This is a genomic window from Candidatus Krumholzibacteriia bacterium (assembly GCA_029865265.1).
Lineage (GTDB): Bacteria > Krumholzibacteriota > Krumholzibacteriia > WVZY01 > JAKEHA01 > JAKEHA01.
Genome location: JAOUHG010000003.1, coordinates 135,159 through 151,274 on the forward strand (window position 1 = coordinate 135,159; position 16,116 = coordinate 151,274).

Here is a 16,116-nt window from a genome sequence, read left to right on the forward strand (position 1 = left end):
TCTAAAATATCTGTCCCAGGCTGAAATACCAGCTGCCGTTGCCATCCGTGGTCGCATCGGGCTTGAGCGGATAGCCGTAATCGAGACGAATGGGTCCCACCGGGGTATTGTAACGAATGCCCGCGCCCAGGCCGTAGCGGAAGTCCGTAACCCGCGTCTCGTCCGAATCCGAGGTCAGGCGGAATCCGGATCCGGACACGTCGGACACGTCGGCATACACATTGCCCCCGTCGAGGAAGATCGCCCCGGAGAAATTCCACCGCGCCAGCAGCGGCAGCGGAAAGCGCGTCTCCACGTTGGCCAGCAGCAGGACCTGCCCGCCCAGGTAACGGGGCCTCCCGTTGGCGTCGGTGGTGCGTGGGCCCAGGCTGGCCTCGCTGTAACCGCGCACGGAATTCGCGCCGCCCAGGAAGTAACGGCTCTCCACCGGCACCAGGTCGGACCGGCCGTAGGCATTGCCGTAGCCGACCCGCACCCGCCACGCGAACACGGACAAGCCGGCGACACCACGGTAGCGCTGATAGTTGCCGGTGAACTTGTAGTAGTCGTTGTCTCCGCCCAGAATCCCGCCGGCGATCTCGCTGGAGAGAACCCGGTACTCGCCACGGTGCGGATCCAGCAGAAAGTCGCGCGCGTCCCGGCTCGCGGTGAGGCCGAAGGAATGCGAGCGCGATTTCTCCTCCGGCAGCCCGGCCGGAAGGCGCGTGATCTCCTCGAACGAAAGCCCGGTCAGCACCTCGCTGTGGCGGCCGAAGTCGCGCGCGGTACCAAACGCGTAACCGATGGTGTTGATCTCGAGGTCGGGCACCGTGGCATCGTGCTCGATGAAGCCGTTGAGTCCGATACCGAGTTTGATGCCGAGAAAACGGCGCTGCTGGAACACGACGTCGTAGCGGTAGAAGGTGTTCGTGAGCTGGAGCTTGTTCACGTCGAATTCGTCACCCTCGAACAAGTCGAACGCATACTGGGCCTTGAGGCGGAGCGTGCGCCCGGTGCCGCCCAGGTTGCGGGTGCCCCATTCCGCGAAGACGCGGCTGCCCAGCAGATTGCCCACGCCGAAGCCCGCCTCGATCCAGGAGCTCTTGCGTTCGCGCACCCGGATGCGGATATCCACGGTGCGATCGATGGGGTCGATGTTCTCGGGCACCACGTCGACCACCGTGAACAGCCCGGTTTCGAACAGGTTGCGCTGCGTCTTGAGAACGCGGTTGAAACGGCACACCTCACCCGGCTTCAGTTCGATCTCCTTCTCGATGACGCCGCGGCGCACCTCCCGGTTTCCCTCGATGAGAATCTCGCCCACGCTGAGCTGGGTCCCGGGCTGGATGACGAAGCGAATCCATACCCGGTTGCTGTCGATACGGGCGGAATCCGCCACCGACACGCCCAGGTAGCCCCGGTCAAAGTACTTCCCCTTGATCCGGTAGACGTCGGTCGCGAGCAGCGACGGGTTATACGGGGCCCCGCGCTCGAGCAGGAGGTCCTTGCGCAGACTCGCCTCCGGCATGAGCAGGTCCCCCTCGAAGCTCACACTCACGACCCGCGTCGCCTCGCCCTCTTCCACGACGATGTACACGTTGGCGAAGCGGTCGTTTTCCACGTACTCCACCCGTTCCAGCCGTACCCGGGCGCGCGGAAAGCCTATCGAATGGTAGTACGCCTCGAGCTGGGCAACGTCCCGCTCGATCTGGGGGCGGTCCAGGCGGGGGCGGCGGAAGATGGAGAACATGGAGGGCTCCTGCGTCCGCATACGCGAGCGCAGGTCGCTTTCCGGAACCTGGTCGTTTCCGGTGATGACGATGCGTCCGAGAAAGACCTTGTCGTCGGGCGGGGCATCGGCGCCGCGGGCGGGCGGGGAGCCGATCAGGCAGCAAAGCAGGGCCGCCAGCAGCGTCGCAGTCCGGTACGCATCCTTGACACGGCGTCCCCGCGGGGTGTAATTAACGGGCGACCCCGAGTCCATTGCTGGGAGTGACGTGCGACCCATCTTCCTCCGGCCGCCATTGCGGCGCCTGTCAGTCACCGCCGTACTTGTTGCGGCTTTGCTTTCGTGCGGCCAGAAGGAAAGCCGTCAGCCGTCACCCCTCTCCAGCGACGAACTCTATCTTGTCGAAGCCTACATCAGCGTGCGGCGCGCAGGATCTCTTCATACCTTCCAGCGCGACATCGCCGAGCGCCTGCTCGACTCACTGGCCACCGAGGTGGACACACTGCGCGTGGCCCGCACGATTTCCGCCCTCAACGCCACGCCGGAGCGCTGGTCGATGGTGTTCCAGACCATCGAGGACCGGCTGTCGGGACGCGACTCAACCGGCACCTCAGAACCCGCCGGGGACTGACCCCGAGCACCGCGCCAGGTCCATCACCACCACGAACCCCATCAAGAGGATGATGAGGACGAATCCGCCCTGCATCATCCACTCGCGCACGCGCCGGTTGATCGGCCGCCGCGTGATCCCCTCCCATCCCAGCAGCGCCAGGTGGCCACCGTCGAAGGGCAGTATCGGAAGCAGGTTGAAGATGCACAGGTTGATATTGAAAAAGGCCAGGAACAGCAGCAGGTAGTCGAAGCCCCAGTTGGCAACGTCCCCCGCCATCTGATAGATGAGAATCGGCCCGCCCAGCGTCTTGATATCCATCTGCCCCACGAACAGCTGCCGCACGTAGCCGACGATTTGCACGATCATGCCGTTGGCCGCGTTGAACCCGCTCGCCGCCGACGCCGCGAATCCCTCGCGGCGGCGCTCGGAATACGGACCGATGCCGAGTACGCCGACCGTCATGAACTCCGACGAGGATCCGGGTTTGAGCACGTCCTTGGAATCGGGAACCACCGAATCCGCGTGCGCCAGGCCGTCCTGCGTCCAGCGTATGTAGAGCGGGCGCCCCGGGCTGTCGTTGACCATGCGCCGCACGTCCTCGAAGGTGGTGACGACGGTATCGTTGATGGCCTCCACCACCGCGCCCGGCCCGATACCGGCTTGCGCCGCCGGTTTTCCCTTCTGCACACGCCCGATGCGCGAGGACACGTGCGGATACAGACCCAGCGTGAGTCGTCCCCCCTCGTGCCCGGGGGCGAGGGAGACCAGCATGGTCTCGCCGTCGCGCCGCAGTTCGACGTTCTTGGGGACATCGGCGTCCTCGATGAGGAAGCTCTCCACGTCGTACCAGTCCCCCACCGGTTTTCCCGCCACGGACAGGATGGTGTCGCCGGGGGCGATTCCCGCCTGCGCCGCAGGTCCCTCGGCCACCACCTCACCCACCGTGGTGGTGGGGATGACACTCACGCCCTGGAACAGGAAGACGCCCGCGTAGAGAAGAACCGCCGTGGCGTAGTTCATGAACGGGCCCGCCACCAGCACGGCGGCGCGCAGCCAGCGGCTCTGCGTGGTGAAATAGCGCGCGCGCGGGATCTCGCTGTCGGGCACCTCGTCCAGCGGACCCCGGGACACGCCGGGATCCGGCTCCGGCTCGTCGGACAACTCGGACTCGCCCGCAAACTTCACGTAGCCGCCAAAGGGCAGCACCGAGAGCGTGTAGACGGTTTCGCCCGCACGGTGGCGGATCAGTTTCTTGCCGAAGCCGATGGAGAACGTCTTCACGTACACCCCGCCCAGCTTGGCAACGATGAAATGTCCAAACTCGTGCACGATGACGACGACTCCCAGAACGAAGGCGCCCGCGATGATGGTTGTCAGCATGTATTCCTGTTCTAGCGGTCGTTGCCGGCCGCGCGTGCGTTTTTGCGTTCCTGAATCCAGCTGCGCGTCTGCGCGTCGGCTTCCAGAACATCCTGTAGTGTTTCGACCGGCCGCACCCCCATGGCGTCCAGCGCGGATGCGATCACGTCTGCGATGCCGCCGTAGGGCAGACTTCCCTCCAGAAAGGACGACACCGCCACCTCGTTGGCGGCGCTCAGCACCGCCGGGGCGGTCCCCCCCGCCAGCGCCGCGCGGCGCGCCAGCTGAAAGCACGGGTAGCGGGCCTCGTCGACGGGCGCGAACGTGAGTTCGGGAAACTCGAGAACACTCGCCCCCAGATCCGAGCGCAGCCGTTTCGGATAGGACAGCGCGTACAGGATCGGCAGCCGCATGTCAGGCTTGGACATCTGCGCCAGCATGGATCCGTCGACAAACTGAACGATCGAATGCACGATGGACTGCGGGTGAATGACCACGTCGATCTGCGACAGCGGAAAACCGAAGAGCCAGTGCGCTTCGATCACCTCGAGTCCCTTGTTCATCAAGGTGGCGCTGTCCACCGTGATCTTGGCCCCCATGCGCCACGTGGGATGCGCCAGGACGTCCTCCACCGATACGTCGGCCAGGGTTTCCGGGTTCCGGTCCCGCAACGACCCGCCCGACGCGGTGAGGATCACACGGGCGACGTCGCCTTTCACCGTCCCCGCGAGGCACTGGGCGATGGCCACGTGCTCGCTGTCGATGGGGATCAGTCCCACCCCCGCCCGCTCCGCGGCGCGCACCAGCAACTCGCCACCCGCCACGATGGATTCCTTGTTGGCGATCGCCACAGGGATGCCCGCGTCCAGCGCGGCCAGGGTGGGGGCCAGCCCCACGAATCCCACGAGCGCGTTGACCACCAGGTCCGTGCCACCGGCACCCGCGAGCTCCAGCAGGGCGCCTTCGGTATAGCCCACGCAGCGGCCGCGAACCGCCGCATCCGCCTCGATTTCGGCGCGCGCCCCGGGGTCGGTGACGACCACCCGCGCGGCGGGGTGATCGCCCGCCTGCGCCCTCAGGAGCGCGACGTTGCGGTGGGCGGCAAGGCCCACCACCTCGAACGCATCGGGATGCCTGCGCACCACGTCGAGCACGTTCCGGCCGATGGAGCCGGTCGAACCGAGGACAACCACCTTCTTGCGAGACAAAGCCGCTCCCTGCAACGTAACCTATTGAAAAATCACGAACTTGAGGAAGTAGTATATGAGAGGCACCGTGAAGAGTAAACTATCAAATCGGTCCAGGACCCCGCCATGGCCCGAGATAATCCGGCCCGAGTCCTTCACTTCCGCGTCCCGCTTGAGCATCGACTCAAACAGGTCCCCGAGCAGCCCCACCAGGGAGGCGAGCGCACCGACGGCAATGGCCCGCGCGGCGTCGAGGTACGGCGCGAAGGTCACCGACGCAATCCAGCCCGCCAGCGCACCGAACGCCATCCCGCCCAGGGCTCCTTCCCACGTCTTGTTGCGCGATACCCGCGTGAGCAACGGCGTCCTCCCCAGCAGGCTCCCCACCGCGAAGGCGCCGGTATCCGACGCCCATGTCACCATGAACGCGAGGAATACGAACGACGCGCCCTCGCTGTACGGCAACCCCACCAGCCGCGGCAGTTCGCGCAGCAGGATCATGTGGGAGGCCAGAAACGCCACGTAGATCACGCCGAACACGGTGGTGGAAACGTGATAGACGGCCAGGCGCCCGTCGCGCCGGGTCAGCTCCAGCCCCATCAGGGCGATCACCACGAAGGTCAGGAAGAAATTCGCGTAGAGACCGCTGCGGAAGTAGTAGTACGTCGAGAGCGTGACGCCGCACAACACGCCGATGCCACGGTAGGGCTGAATGCCCTTCTTGCGCATCATCCCGTAGAACTCGAGCATGCCCAGCACGATCACCAGGTCGACGAAGGCCAGGAACGCGTAGCCGCCCATGCGCGTGACCACGATGAAGGCGGGAATGAACCACGCGCCGGTGGCGATGCGCCGCGCGGTGGTGCGCCGGTACCAGGCTGCCGGCGGCGTCGGGGCGGCCGTGTTCGGGTCAGGCGTGGAGTCCATAGCGGCGATCGCGTGACTGGTAGGCGCGGATGCCCTCCATGAGGTCCGCTTCGGTGAAGTCCGGCCACAGCACGTCGGTCACCCATATCTCCGCGTAGGCGATCTGCCACAGGAGGAAATTGGAGACGCGCAGTTCCCCGCTGGTGCGGATGAGCAGGTCCGGGTCGGGGAGGGCAGGGTCGTAGAGGCAGTCGTGAAACGCCGCCTCGTCGACCTGTCCGGCGGTGACCTCGCCGGACGCGATGCGCCCGGCCAGCCTGGCGGCCGCATCCACGATCTCCGCGCGGCCACCGTAGCTCAGTGCGAGGGTGAGCCGCAGCCCGGTGTTGCTGGAAAGGCGTTCGATGGTTTCGGCAAGGGTGCGGCGGGTCGACTGCGGCAACATGTCGAGACGGCCGATGGCGTTCAGCCGCACGTTGTTCTGGTTGAGTTCGAGCTCTTCACGCCGCAACACCTCTTCCAGAACCAGCATGAGGCCGTTTACCTCGGCGCGTGGGCGGTTCCAGTTCTCCAGCGAGAATGTGTAGAGGGTGAGGTGTTCGATCCCGATGCGGGCGCAGGCGCGCACGCACTTGCGCACCGGCTCCGTTCCCGCCTTGTGACCCGCCAGCCGGGGCAGGCGCCGCTTCTTTGCCCAGCGGCCGTTGCCGTCCATGATGACGGCGATGTGTCGGGGCAGGTTCTCCGCGCCCTTGAGCGCCTCGATCTGGACGTCGATGTCGTTAGCCATGCATTCCACGCCGCGGCGGGCTCAACGGTTCTGTTGTGCCGGAGCCGCGTTCGTCACAACTCGAGGACTTCCTTCTCCTTGGCCGCGACCGCGTCGTCCACCCGCTTCACGAACTGATCGGTGAGCTTCTGGATGGCGTCCTGCCGCGTGTGCATCTCGTCCTGCGACAGTTCATGCTCCTTCTCGAGCTTCTTGAGCTTCTCGTTGGCGTCACGGCGCACGTTGCGCACCGCCACTTTGGCGTCCTCGCCGATTCTCTTTACCACCTTGACCAGATCACGGCGACGTTCCTCGGTGAGCGCGGGAATGGGCAGGCGGATCAGCGACCCGTCGTTCTGCGGGTTCAACCCCAGGTCGGACGCCTGGATGGCCTTCTCGATCTCCCCCATCGTGGAGCGGTCCCACGGCTGGATGGCCAGCGTGCGCGGGTCCGGCACGGAAATGTTGGCAACCTGCTTGAGGGGAACGCTCTGGCCGTAGTACTGCACGCGAATCACGTCCAGGATGGCCGGGCTGGCCTTGCCGGTGCGGATGCCGGAGAGCTCGTGGATGAGGTTCTCCAGCGTCTTGCCCATGTGCTCTTCGGTCTTCTTGTAGTGCTCGTCCAGCATAACTCGCCTCCAAACTCAGGAAACAGTCGTTCCAACCGGTTCGCCACGTACGGCGCGCATCAGGTTGTTGTCACCCGTCAGCTTGAATACGATGATTGGCAGCTTGTTCTCCATGCAAAGTGAAATCGCGGTCGCGTCCATCACCCGCAGCCGGCGATTCAACACGTCGATGTAGGAGAGCGTATCGAAACGCTTGGCGCCGGGGTCCTTGAGCGGATCGCCGTCGTAGACGCCGTCGACCTTGGTGCCCTTCATGACCACGTCCGCCTCGATCTCGATGGCGCGCAACGCGGCGGCGGTGTCGGTGGTGAAGTAGGGGTTGCCGGTCCCGCCGGCGAAGATGACGATGCGGCCCTTCTCCAGGTGCCGGATGGCGCGCCGCTTGATGTAGGGCTCCGCGAGCTGCTCCATCTTGATGGCGGTCAGCACCCGGGTGTCCACGCCGGCGTGCTCGAGCGCGCTCTGAAACGCGAGCGCGTTGATCACCGTGGCCAGCATGCCCATGTAGTCCGCGGTGACGCGGTCGATGCCGTTCTCGCTGCCCGTGCTGCCGCGCAGGATATTGCCGCCGCCGATGACGAGTCCGACCTCGATGCCGGCCGCCTTGACCTCGGCAATCTGCTTCGAGTACGAGGCGAGCTTGTCGAAATCGATGCCGCCCCCGTCGTCGCGGGCGAGAATCTCACCGCTGAACTTGAGCAGGATCCTCTGGAACCTTGTCTCGTTCAGGACGGTACCTCCGGCGCTACTGGCCGAGTTGGAAGCGAGCGAAGCGAGCAACCCTGATGTTCTCGCCCAGTTTTGCGATGGCCTCGTTGACCAGGTCGCTGACCCTCTTGTCGTTGTCGCGCACGTACACCTGATCCAACAGCGCCGCCTCGGCAAAGAACTTCTCGATGCGTCCATGGACGATCTTCTCCGCCACGGCGGCGGGCTTGCCCTCCTCGATGGCCTGCGCGTGGAATACCTGGCGCTCCTTCTCGACGATGGCGGCGGGGATGTCCTCGCGCCCCACGCCCAGGGGTGCCGCGGCGGCGATATGCATGGCGATGTTGCGCACCAGGTCCTGGAACTCGTCGGTGCGGGCCACGAAGTCGGTTTCGCAGTTGACCTCGACCAGCACGCCGATGCGGTTGCCGGGGTGAATGTAGGACAGCACCAGCCCCTCGCTGGCCTCGCGACCCGCGGCCTTGGCCGCCTTGGACAGCCCGTGAACGCGCAGGAACTCGATCGCCTTCTCGACGTCGCCCGCGCTCTCCGAGAGCGCCTTCTTGCAATCCATCATGCCGGCCCCGGTGCGCTCGCGCAGCTCCTTGACCATTCCCGCACTGATTTCCATCATTTCCTCCGCACTGACCTTGTTGCTATGCAACGGACTTTGAGCCCGCCTCGTCGGTTGCCGGCTCGTCACCCGTCGAAATGTCCCGGCCCTCGCTGTAACGCGCGCGGCCTTCGATGCATGCATCCGCCACGATCTTCGCGAACAGTCCGACGGCGCGCATGGCGTCGTCGTTTCCCGGAATCGGATAATCGACTTCGTCCGGGTCCGCGTTGCTGTCCACCACGCCCACGATGGGAATGGACAGGCGCCGGGCTTCGTTGACGGCGTTCTGTTCCTTCTTGGTGTCCACGATGAACACCATGCCGGGCAGGTCGGTGAGTTTGCGCACGCCACCCAGCGTTTTGAGAATGCGCTCCTTCTCCTTGGCCAGCCCCGAAGCTTCCTTCTTGGAGAACTGGGAGATGGTACCGTCGAGTTCAATCTTCTCGAGATACTCGAGACGGCCGAGGCTCTTGCGGACGGTATTGAAATTGGTGAGCGTCCCGCCCAGCCAGCGCTCGGTCACATACGGCATCCCACAGCGCATTGCCTCTTCGCAGATTGCAAACTTGGCCTGCGGCTTGGTGCCGACGAACAGTACCATGCGCCCCTGCAACGACACCTCGCGGATGGCGTCGCGCGCGCGAACGATGCACTCGAGAGACTTCTCGAGGTCGATGATGTGGATGCCGTTCTTCTCGGTGAACAGGAAAGGCTTCATCTTGGGATTCCAGCGCTTGGTCTGGTGGCCAAAATGAACGCCCGCTTCGAGCAGTTCTTGCAGGGTGACATCACCCATAGTAGGACCCCCTTGGATCTCGGTTGAGCCTCCACCGCGCTGGATCGCCGACCCCATCCTGGATGGAGCACCGGGGCAACCCGCTCGGGGCGCGGTGTGTGTGATAACGAACGCGCCGCTCGCGGCGCATCCTTACTGACGACCTGGATTCGATGGTTGAGAAACGAGCGGCGCGGGCCGTTCCCGGGCGACTAACGCTTCGAGAACTGGAACCGCTTGCGACGACCCGCGAGGCCGTACTTCTTGCGCTCCTTCATCCGCGGATCGCGGGTGAGAAGGCCGCGGGCCTTGAGCATCGGATGAAACCGTTCGTCGAGCTTGATCAGGGCACGCGCAATCCCCAGCCGGACGGCGCCCGCCTGGCCGGTTATCCCGCCACCGTCGGCCGTGGCCTCGATGTCGTACCGGTCCGTCGACTCGGTCGCTTCCAGCGGCTCCCGAACCGAAAGCACCAACGTCTCGCGGCCGAAGTATTCGGTGAGTCCGCGTCCGTTGACGGTGATCTTGCCTTCTCCGGGCCGGACAAACACACGCGCAACCGCCTCTTTGCGGCGTCCGACCGCCCCAATCAACGCGGCCTTGGCCGCTTCCTGCTTCTTTGTCACCATGTCGATAATCCGTCTTTCCGTGTCACCGTATCCGGTGCCTAGTAACCCGTCGGCGGCATCGTGCCGGGCCGCTGCGCCGCGTGCGGATGCTCGGGGCCCGAGTAGACCCGCAGCTTCTTGAGCATGCGGCGACCCAGCCGGGTGCTGGGAAGCATCTTGCGCACCGCGGTACGAACGACGGCGGTCGGATCCTTGTCGATCACCTCGCGCATCGTGCGAACCTTGAGCCCCCCGGGATATCCGGAGAAGCGGTAGTAGAGTTTCTTCTCGCGCTTGGCCCCGCTGATGTAGATCTTGTCGGCGTTTATGACCACGACGTGATCGCCCAGCGAGAGATGCGGCGAGAACTCCGGGCGGTGTTTGCCGCGCAGTACATTGGCAATCTCACAGGCGAGCCGGCCCAGGGGACGGTTGGTGGCATCCACCACGTACCACGTCTCCTTGATATCGGCACCCTTGACTGTATGTGTCTTCATGAACATGCTTGATTCACCCGCGCTTAGAGCGCACACCCCTCCCCGTCTCTCCGGGGGAAAGTCTGCAAGATATACCAGCCTGCGGGGCCCCCGTCAAGCCCCTTTCCGGCGGTGCCGGGCCCCCGGCCGCGCCTAGTGGCCCGTAGCAGCCACCGCCCCCTCGCCGGGCACCGGGTCCGCGACGTGGAGCAGGCTCTCGTGGGACCGCACGATGCTGGCGGTGAGCAGGGCCATCAGGCCCAGTTCGATCAGCAGCAGCGGAATGCTGACCACGGTCACCGGGGCCAGCATGAGCCAGTACTGGAGCACGACCCCCGAGATGACCACCAGGGCGAGCGCGGAAGTCACGGCGGGGATCGTCTTGTTCTTGCGCCGCAGGAGCACGGCGAACGGCACCATCCAGACCATGGCGAAGACGAGCCGGGCCACCAGCCAGTACGGGGTGTGGTAGCCGATACGCCGGGCCAGGTACGACGCCTCCTCGGGGATGTTGCCGTACCAGATCACGATGAGCTGGGAGAAGTAGAAGTAGGCCCAGAAGGTGGCGAACCCGAAGATCAGGCCGCCGATCGATTTCTGCACCAGCTTCGACGGGGCGTCGGCCCGCGAACGCCACGGGAAGATCACCAGCGCGAGCGTGCAGATGCCGGTGAGAAACGCACTCACCGCCACGAACGCACCGAACAGGGTCGAGAACCACGGCTGCTCGATGGACATGAACCACTCGATGCCGATCATGCTGAGATGAGCCATGAACAGAATGACGTAGATCACGGCCCACACCCGCGCCCGCCTGTCGCCCCGCATCGCTCCGGCCAGGAACGTGCGCGCCACCAGGAACACCAGCGCGATCATGATCAGGTGGCGCACGATGAACAGCTTGGTGGTCAGCCACGTCCCCGGAACATGGGTCCACGGGTAGATACCCAGCTGGGGGATGTTCACCAGGAACAACAACCCCGCCGCGGGGATCACGAACTGCAGCGACGCCGCCCGCGAGAGCAGGGGGCGGTGCCAGTGACCGTCCGAGAGTTCCGCGCCCGCCATCAACACGATGGCCCCCTCGGCGATACCGAGGAACAGCGCCATGACGATGGTCAGCGTCCCCCCGGCGCCCGGCTCGAGCAGTGTCTCGGCGAGGAAGACGATGCCGGCAACCACCACGGACGCGATCAACCAGCGGATTCCGTTGAGCTGGATCCCCATGGTCAGTCCTTCCTCACGTAGATCTCAAAACTGTCCACGAACTCGTCGCTGGAAATGATGGTCCGTACCCCCGGCATCCGCGAGCCCACCAGGAAGCCCAGGAACGACGAGAGCCCTCCAAACAGCACCATCAACTCGAACGCGATGACGGTGTAGGCGGGAATGCCCACGATGGGCTTGTTCCCCACCGGGAGAACCCAGTCGAGAGCCGTGAGCGACGTAAACAGGTAGCCGGTGGCCGCCCCGGCCAGACCGCCGATCAGCGCGTAGGTACGGACGATGCTCGGCTTCATGTCGAGAATGTCCTCCGCGTGATGCACGGGGTGCGGCGCACGTATCTCGATGTTCTTCGGCTTGACCCCACTCTTCACCAGTTCCTCCAGCTTGTGAAGGAACTCGTGTTCGCTCTCAAAGACGAATTTCTCCGTCAATGTACTTCCTCCTTCTTCTCGGTAATCGCCACCACGGGCAGGAACTTGGCAAACAGGAGGAACATCATGAAGAAGAACCCGAACGTGCCGATGGTGATGCTGATCTCGATCATCGACGGCTTGTAGGCGCCCCACGCGTAGGGGACGAACTCCTTCGAGAGCGACGTAATGATGATTACAAAGCGCTCGAGCCACATGCCGATGTTGACGAAGATCGACGTGACAAAAAGGTATGGCAGGCTGCGTCGCAGCTTCTTGATGAACAGCGGCAAGGGCACGATCATGTTGCAGAACACCATGCCCCAGTACTGATATTTGTAGTGCCCGGTGGCGCGGTCGGCGAAGATGCCGAACTCGTATACGTTACCGCTGTAGTAAGACAGGATGAACTCGATGATGTAGGCGTAACCCACGATCATCGAGGTGAAGAGCATGGTCTTGGCCAGCTTTTCGAAGTGGTCGATGGGCATCACCCGGTCCAGCTTCTGGATCTTGCGCATGGGGATGCACAGGGTCATCACCATGGCGCAGCCGGAGAAAATGGCACCGGCCACGAAATAGGGCGCAAAGATGGTGGTATGCCAGCCCGGCACCAGGCCCATGGCGAAGTCCCACGAAACCACCGAGTGCACCGACAGCACCAGCGGCGCGGCAAACCCGGCCAGCAGCGCGTAGAGCATGTTGTAGTTGCGCCACTGCGTCTTGGTGCCCAGCCAGCCCAGCGACAGCGCGCTGTAGACGTGGCGGCTGAAGCCCTTGGTGTAGCGCTTGACGATGGCGAAGTCAGGAATCAGCCCGACATAGAAGAACACCACACTGATGGTGAGGTAGGTCGAAACCGCGAATACGTCCCACTCCAGCGGCGACTTGAAGTTGGTCCACAGCAGGCGCTGGTTGGGATACGGAAGCAGCCAGAAGAAATACCAGGCGCGGCCCAGGTGGATCAGCGGGTACATGCCGGCGCACATGACCGCGATCACGGTCATGGCCTCCGCGGCACGGTTGAAGCTGGCGCGGAACTTGGAGCGGAACAGGAACAGCACCGCGGAAATGAGCGTTCCCGAGTGCGCGATACCCACCCAGAACACGAAGTTGACGATGTACACACCCCAGCCCACCGGGTTCTGCTGGCCGCCCACACCGATGCCCTTGTAGATCTGCCAGGCCCACGCCCCCAGCAGGCAAACCCCGAAAACAACGGCGAAGAACCCGACCAGCGCCCAGTACCCCAGGCCCGGCTTCTGCATGGCGGAAATGACGTCGCGCTCTATCTGAAGCCGCGCCTCGGAGGCGGGGTGCGTCGCGCCGGACCCGGCCGCGGTCTTATGCGTCATGACCGTTTCCCTTCTTGAGGTAGAACACACCGGGGCTCGTGCCCAGTTCCTCCAACAGACGCGTCGAGCGCGAATCGTGCGCCCACTTGTAGACCTCCGAATTCTCGTCCAGCAGGTTGCCGAACACGATGGCATTGCCCGGGCACGACTGCGCGCACGCGGTGGTCAGGTCGCCCTCGCGGATGTCGCGCTTTTCGTCCTTGGCCACGTCGCGGGCCTTGCGGATTCGCTGCACGCAGAACGTGCACTTCTCCATGACGCCCTTGCCGCGAACCGACACATCGGGGTTGACCATGAGGTCCATCGGGTGCGGGCGCTTGCTGAAGTCGAACCAGTTGAAGCGGCGCTGCTTGTACGAACAGTTGTTGGCGCAGTAACGCGTACCCACGCAGCGGTTGTACACCTGTGCGTTGAGTCCTTCGTCGTTGTGGTAGGTGGCGTACACCGGGCAAACCGGCTCGCACGGCGCATAATCACAGTGCTGACACATGGTCGGAACGAAATCTGCCTGCGATCCATCCGCCGCGTAGTAGGGCTCGATGCGAATCCACTGCATCTCCCGGCCCTTGAGGTGCTCGTCGCGTCCCGTCAGAGCCACGTTGTTCTCGATGGTGCAGGCCGCGATGCAGGCCGAACACCCCGTGCACTTGTCCATGTCGATGGCCATGGCCCAGCGGTATTTCGGGTAGCTGGGCTCCGGGTAGAAGGAGACGTCCTCGCGCGCGGGCTCGTGCCCGTGCCCCTCCGCGTGCTCCTTTTCGATGCGGCCCAGCGCCCCGAAGTGCGCGGGATGCTCACCCGGCACGGGGGCGCGCCCCTCCGCCGCGGTCGATCCCGACACGATGGTGGTGCGCACACGCCGCCCCGTGGGTCGCACGCTCAGTTCGCCCACCAGCACCCCGGCCTCTCCACTTGCGCGCGACCAGCCGGCCGGAACGGCCACCACCCCCCGCTGCACCATATACACGTCCTGCGCCAGCCCCGGCTGCGTGCGTACCGGCAGACGCGCGGACCAACCGCCGGCGCGCAGTTCCACTTCGTCCTCGTCGCGCACACCCAGCGCACCCGCGGTTGCCGGACCCACCGACACCCACGCGTCCCAGGTCACCGCGGATAGCGGGTCGGGAATCTCGCGCAGCAACTCCAGAGACTCGCCGCGGCCGTCGTACCAGCGAAGCGAAGGCGCCACCACCAGCACGGTGCCCGTCGCGGGCGCGGCGTCGAAGGTAAAACGGTGGTCGGCGTCGCGCAGTGCGGGACGCGTTCCGTCGCGCGCCCCACGATCGACGTAGCCCTTGTTGAGCATCTCGTCGACGGCCACGCCGTACTCGCGCGTCCAGCGATCGGTCACGTACTGTTGATAGGTGGTCGCGGGTACCAGCCCGGCTTCGATCATGATGCGCAGCAGGACGTCACCCTCCGACAACGTGTCGAAGAGCGGCTGCATGGCCGGCTGCACCGCATTGAGTACCCCGGCGGCGGGCTCCGCGTCGCCCCACGACTCCAGCGCGTGCGAGAGCGGCAGTACCACGTCGCAACGCTCCAGCGTGGGGTTCATGGCGTCACCCACGCCGACCAGCAGTGCCGCGCGCCCCAGCGCCTTTTCGAAGCGCTCGTCGGACAGACGCCCCACCGGGTCGACCTGGAACAGGATGAGCGTGCCCACCCGCCCCGCCTCCAGACGCTGGGACAGGCGGTCGATGTCAGCCATGCTGCCAACCCTGGAGTAGTCCGTGACGCGGGCGAAATCGACCGTGCGCCCGTGCATGCCGCAGGCGGACTGGATGAGCGCGGCCAGGTGCGCGGTATCGAGTCCACTGTCGCCCGCCACCGATACGCCGCCCGCCACCAGCAGCGGATTGGACGCACGTGCAAGCGCCTCCGCCATGTGGTCGAGCGATTCGCGCGAAATCCCGGAGAGTTCGCTGGCGCGTTCCGCGCTCATCGCCGGCACGCGATTCACGTGGGCCATGGTGCGCGAATCGAGCGAACGGTGACCCGCCAGGTAGTGCAGCAGGAACGCCAGCACGTGCGCCTCGGTACCGGGACGCGCCACCATGCGATGCGATGCCTTGAAACCGGTCATCGAGGCGTGTGGTTCCACGTGGTACCAGGCGAAGGCACCGCCCCGGTCGCGGCGCCGGGCCAGCGCCCGCGAGAACGCAACCGGATTGCCGTAGGTCTCCAGCACGTCCGCGCCCACCGTGACGATGATATCCGCCTCGTCGGGCCGCAATGCCGGGACCACCGGTTGATCGAACAGCGCGCGATTGGCCTCGCGGACGGCGGCGTAGGAAAACAACTCGAACTCGGGCAGGCGGCGCACGCCGCTGCGGGTGCTGAACTCTCCCACCAGCGCAGAGAACGAGCCCGACGTGCGCCCGGACAGAAACGCGTGCTCTCCATTGCCCTTGATCGCGCCCGCAATCCTCGGCAACGCCTGTTCCCAGGTGGCGGGCGCGAGCGCACCCGACGCATCCTTCATGAGCGGCTGGCGGATGCGGTTCACGGAATAGAGACGGTTGAGCGAGGCCTGCCCGCGGATGCACAGCGCCCCGTCGCTGACCGGATGCGCGGCGAGGCCCTCGACCTTCACCGGGCGGGCGTCGCGCACGCGCGCGCTGATGCCGCAGTTGGCCGGACACTCGGTGCACGACGTCGCCAGGTAGGTCGCCTCACCCGGAACGAGCCCATCCTCGGGCGGAACCAGGTACGGGATGATTTTCTCCGACTTGCGGCTGACATCGCAGCCGGCGAGCACGGAGGCGCCCGACGCGACTCCCACCCATCTCAAGAACTCTCGCCT

The 16,116-nt window shown here is 65.1% G+C and carries 16 protein-coding genes; 1 reads left to right on the forward strand and 15 read right to left on the reverse strand.

From position 1 onward, the window contains the following. Position 1: 1 nt before the first annotated feature. Complete coding sequence (gene bamA / locus OEX18_02865) at positions 2-1,987, reverse strand: outer membrane protein assembly factor BamA (protein ID MDH4336199.1); 1,986 nt, start codon at positions 1,985-1,987, stop codon at positions 2-4. Between bamA and OEX18_02870 the strand changes: the two genes are divergently transcribed. After that, on the forward strand, positions 1,977-2,339 hold the full coding sequence (locus OEX18_02870; protein ID MDH4336200.1) for a hypothetical protein: 363 nt from the start codon (positions 1,977-1,979) through the stop codon (positions 2,337-2,339). The two genes, bamA and OEX18_02870, sit on opposite strands and share 11 nt — an antisense overlap. Here the strand turns inward: OEX18_02870 and rseP are convergent. From rseP to OEX18_02940, 14 genes are all read right to left on the reverse strand, one after another. Then, positions 2,319-3,701 (reverse strand): RIP metalloprotease RseP, encoded by a 1,383-nt coding sequence (rseP, locus tag OEX18_02875; GenBank protein MDH4336201.1) that lies wholly within the window; start codon positions 3,699-3,701, stop codon positions 2,319-2,321. The two genes, OEX18_02870 and rseP, sit on opposite strands and share 21 nt — an antisense overlap. An 11-nt stretch (positions 3,702-3,712) precedes the next feature. Further along, complete coding sequence (gene dxr / locus OEX18_02880) at positions 3,713-4,888, reverse strand: 1-deoxy-D-xylulose-5-phosphate reductoisomerase (protein MDH4336202.1); 1,176 nt, start codon at positions 4,886-4,888, stop codon at positions 3,713-3,715. Between the two features lie 21 nt (positions 4,889-4,909). Then, positions 4,910-5,794 (reverse strand): phosphatidate cytidylyltransferase, encoded by an 885-nt coding sequence (locus tag OEX18_02885; protein ID MDH4336203.1) that lies wholly within the window; start codon positions 5,792-5,794, stop codon positions 4,910-4,912. After that, the gene (locus OEX18_02890; protein MDH4336204.1) at positions 5,778-6,524 is read right to left on the reverse strand and encodes an isoprenyl transferase; all 747 of its coding nucleotides are present in this window, start codon (positions 6,522-6,524) and stop codon (positions 5,778-5,780) included. The genes OEX18_02885 and OEX18_02890 overlap by 17 nt, the downstream gene beginning before the upstream one ends. A gap of 53 nt (positions 6,525-6,577) precedes the next feature. Further along, on the reverse strand, positions 6,578-7,135 hold the full coding sequence (frr, locus tag OEX18_02895) for a ribosome recycling factor (protein MDH4336205.1): 558 nt from the start codon (positions 7,133-7,135) through the stop codon (positions 6,578-6,580). A 15-nt stretch (positions 7,136-7,150) separates the two neighbouring features. Further along, entirely contained in the window at positions 7,151-7,864 is a 714-nt protein-coding gene (gene pyrH, locus OEX18_02900) for a UMP kinase (protein ID MDH4336206.1), read from the reverse strand. Between the two features lie 16 nt (positions 7,865-7,880). Continuing rightward, complete coding sequence (gene tsf / locus OEX18_02905; protein ID MDH4336207.1) at positions 7,881-8,477, reverse strand: translation elongation factor Ts; 597 nt, start codon at positions 8,475-8,477, stop codon at positions 7,881-7,883. A 22-nt stretch (positions 8,478-8,499) separates the two neighbouring features. Beyond that, positions 8,500-9,255, reverse strand: coding sequence for a 30S ribosomal protein S2 (rpsB, locus tag OEX18_02910; protein ID MDH4336208.1), 756 nt, complete (start codon positions 9,253-9,255; stop codon positions 8,500-8,502). Positions 9,256-9,446: 191 nt separating this feature from the next. Then, entirely contained in the window at positions 9,447-9,863 is a 417-nt protein-coding gene (gene rpsI / locus OEX18_02915) for a 30S ribosomal protein S9 (protein MDH4336209.1), read from the reverse strand. Positions 9,864-9,901: 38 nt separating this feature from the next. Continuing rightward, positions 9,902-10,339 carry a 50S ribosomal protein L13 gene (gene rplM / locus OEX18_02920; protein MDH4336210.1) on the reverse strand — a complete coding sequence of 146 codons (438 nt, stop codon included), beginning with the start codon at positions 10,337-10,339 and terminating at the stop codon, positions 9,902-9,904. A gap of 132 nt (positions 10,340-10,471) precedes the next feature. After that, on the reverse strand, positions 10,472-11,545 hold the full coding sequence (locus tag OEX18_02925) for a hypothetical protein (protein MDH4336211.1): 1,074 nt from the start codon (positions 11,543-11,545) through the stop codon (positions 10,472-10,474). Positions 11,546-11,547: 2 nt separating this feature from the next. After that, positions 11,548-11,976, reverse strand: a complete 429-nt coding sequence (locus OEX18_02930) for a DUF3341 domain-containing protein (GenBank protein ID MDH4336212.1) — start codon at positions 11,974-11,976, stop codon at positions 11,548-11,550. Continuing rightward, complete coding sequence (nrfD, locus tag OEX18_02935; protein MDH4336213.1) at positions 11,973-13,310, reverse strand: polysulfide reductase NrfD; 1,338 nt, start codon at positions 13,308-13,310, stop codon at positions 11,973-11,975. Before nrfD ends, OEX18_02930 begins: the two co-directional genes overlap by 4 nt. Then, complete coding sequence (locus OEX18_02940; GenBank protein MDH4336214.1) at positions 13,300-16,095, reverse strand: 4Fe-4S dicluster domain-containing protein; 2,796 nt, start codon at positions 16,093-16,095, stop codon at positions 13,300-13,302. The genes nrfD and OEX18_02940 overlap by 11 nt, the downstream gene beginning before the upstream one ends. Positions 16,096-16,116 lie beyond the last annotated feature (21 nt).

Excerpts from the sequence above, each read along its gene's own strand:
- rseP (MDH4336201.1), bottom strand. The coding sequence starts at position 3,701 with ATGCTGACAACCATCATCGCGGGCGCCTTCGTTCTGGGAGTCGTCGTC.
- bamA (MDH4336199.1), bottom strand. The coding sequence starts at position 1,987 with ATGGGTCGCACGTCACTCCCAGCAATGGACTCGGGGTCGCCCGTTAAT.
- rpsI (MDH4336209.1), bottom strand. The coding sequence starts at position 9,863 with ATGGTGACAAAGAAGCAGGAAGCGGCCAAGGCCGCGTTGATTGGGGCG.
- rplM (MDH4336210.1), bottom strand. The coding sequence starts at position 10,339 with ATGAAGACACATACAGTCAAGGGTGCCGATATCAAGGAGACGTGGTAC.
- frr (MDH4336205.1), bottom strand. The coding sequence starts at position 7,135 with ATGCTGGACGAGCACTACAAGAAGACCGAAGAGCACATGGGCAAGACG.
- rpsB (MDH4336208.1), bottom strand. The coding sequence starts at position 9,255 with ATGGGTGATGTCACCCTGCAAGAACTGCTCGAAGCGGGCGTTCATTTT.
- tsf (MDH4336207.1), bottom strand. The coding sequence starts at position 8,477 with ATGATGGAAATCAGTGCGGGAATGGTCAAGGAGCTGCGCGAGCGCACC.
- OEX18_02925 (MDH4336211.1), bottom strand. The coding sequence starts at position 11,545 with ATGGGGATCCAGCTCAACGGAATCCGCTGGTTGATCGCGTCCGTGGTG.
- OEX18_02890 (MDH4336204.1), bottom strand. The coding sequence starts at position 6,524 with ATGGCTAACGACATCGACGTCCAGATCGAGGCGCTCAAGGGCGCGGAG.
- nrfD (MDH4336213.1), bottom strand. The coding sequence starts at position 13,310 with ATGACGCATAAGACCGCGGCCGGGTCCGGCGCGACGCACCCCGCCTCC.
- OEX18_02885 (MDH4336203.1), bottom strand. The coding sequence starts at position 5,794 with ATGGACTCCACGCCTGACCCGAACACGGCCGCCCCGACGCCGCCGGCA.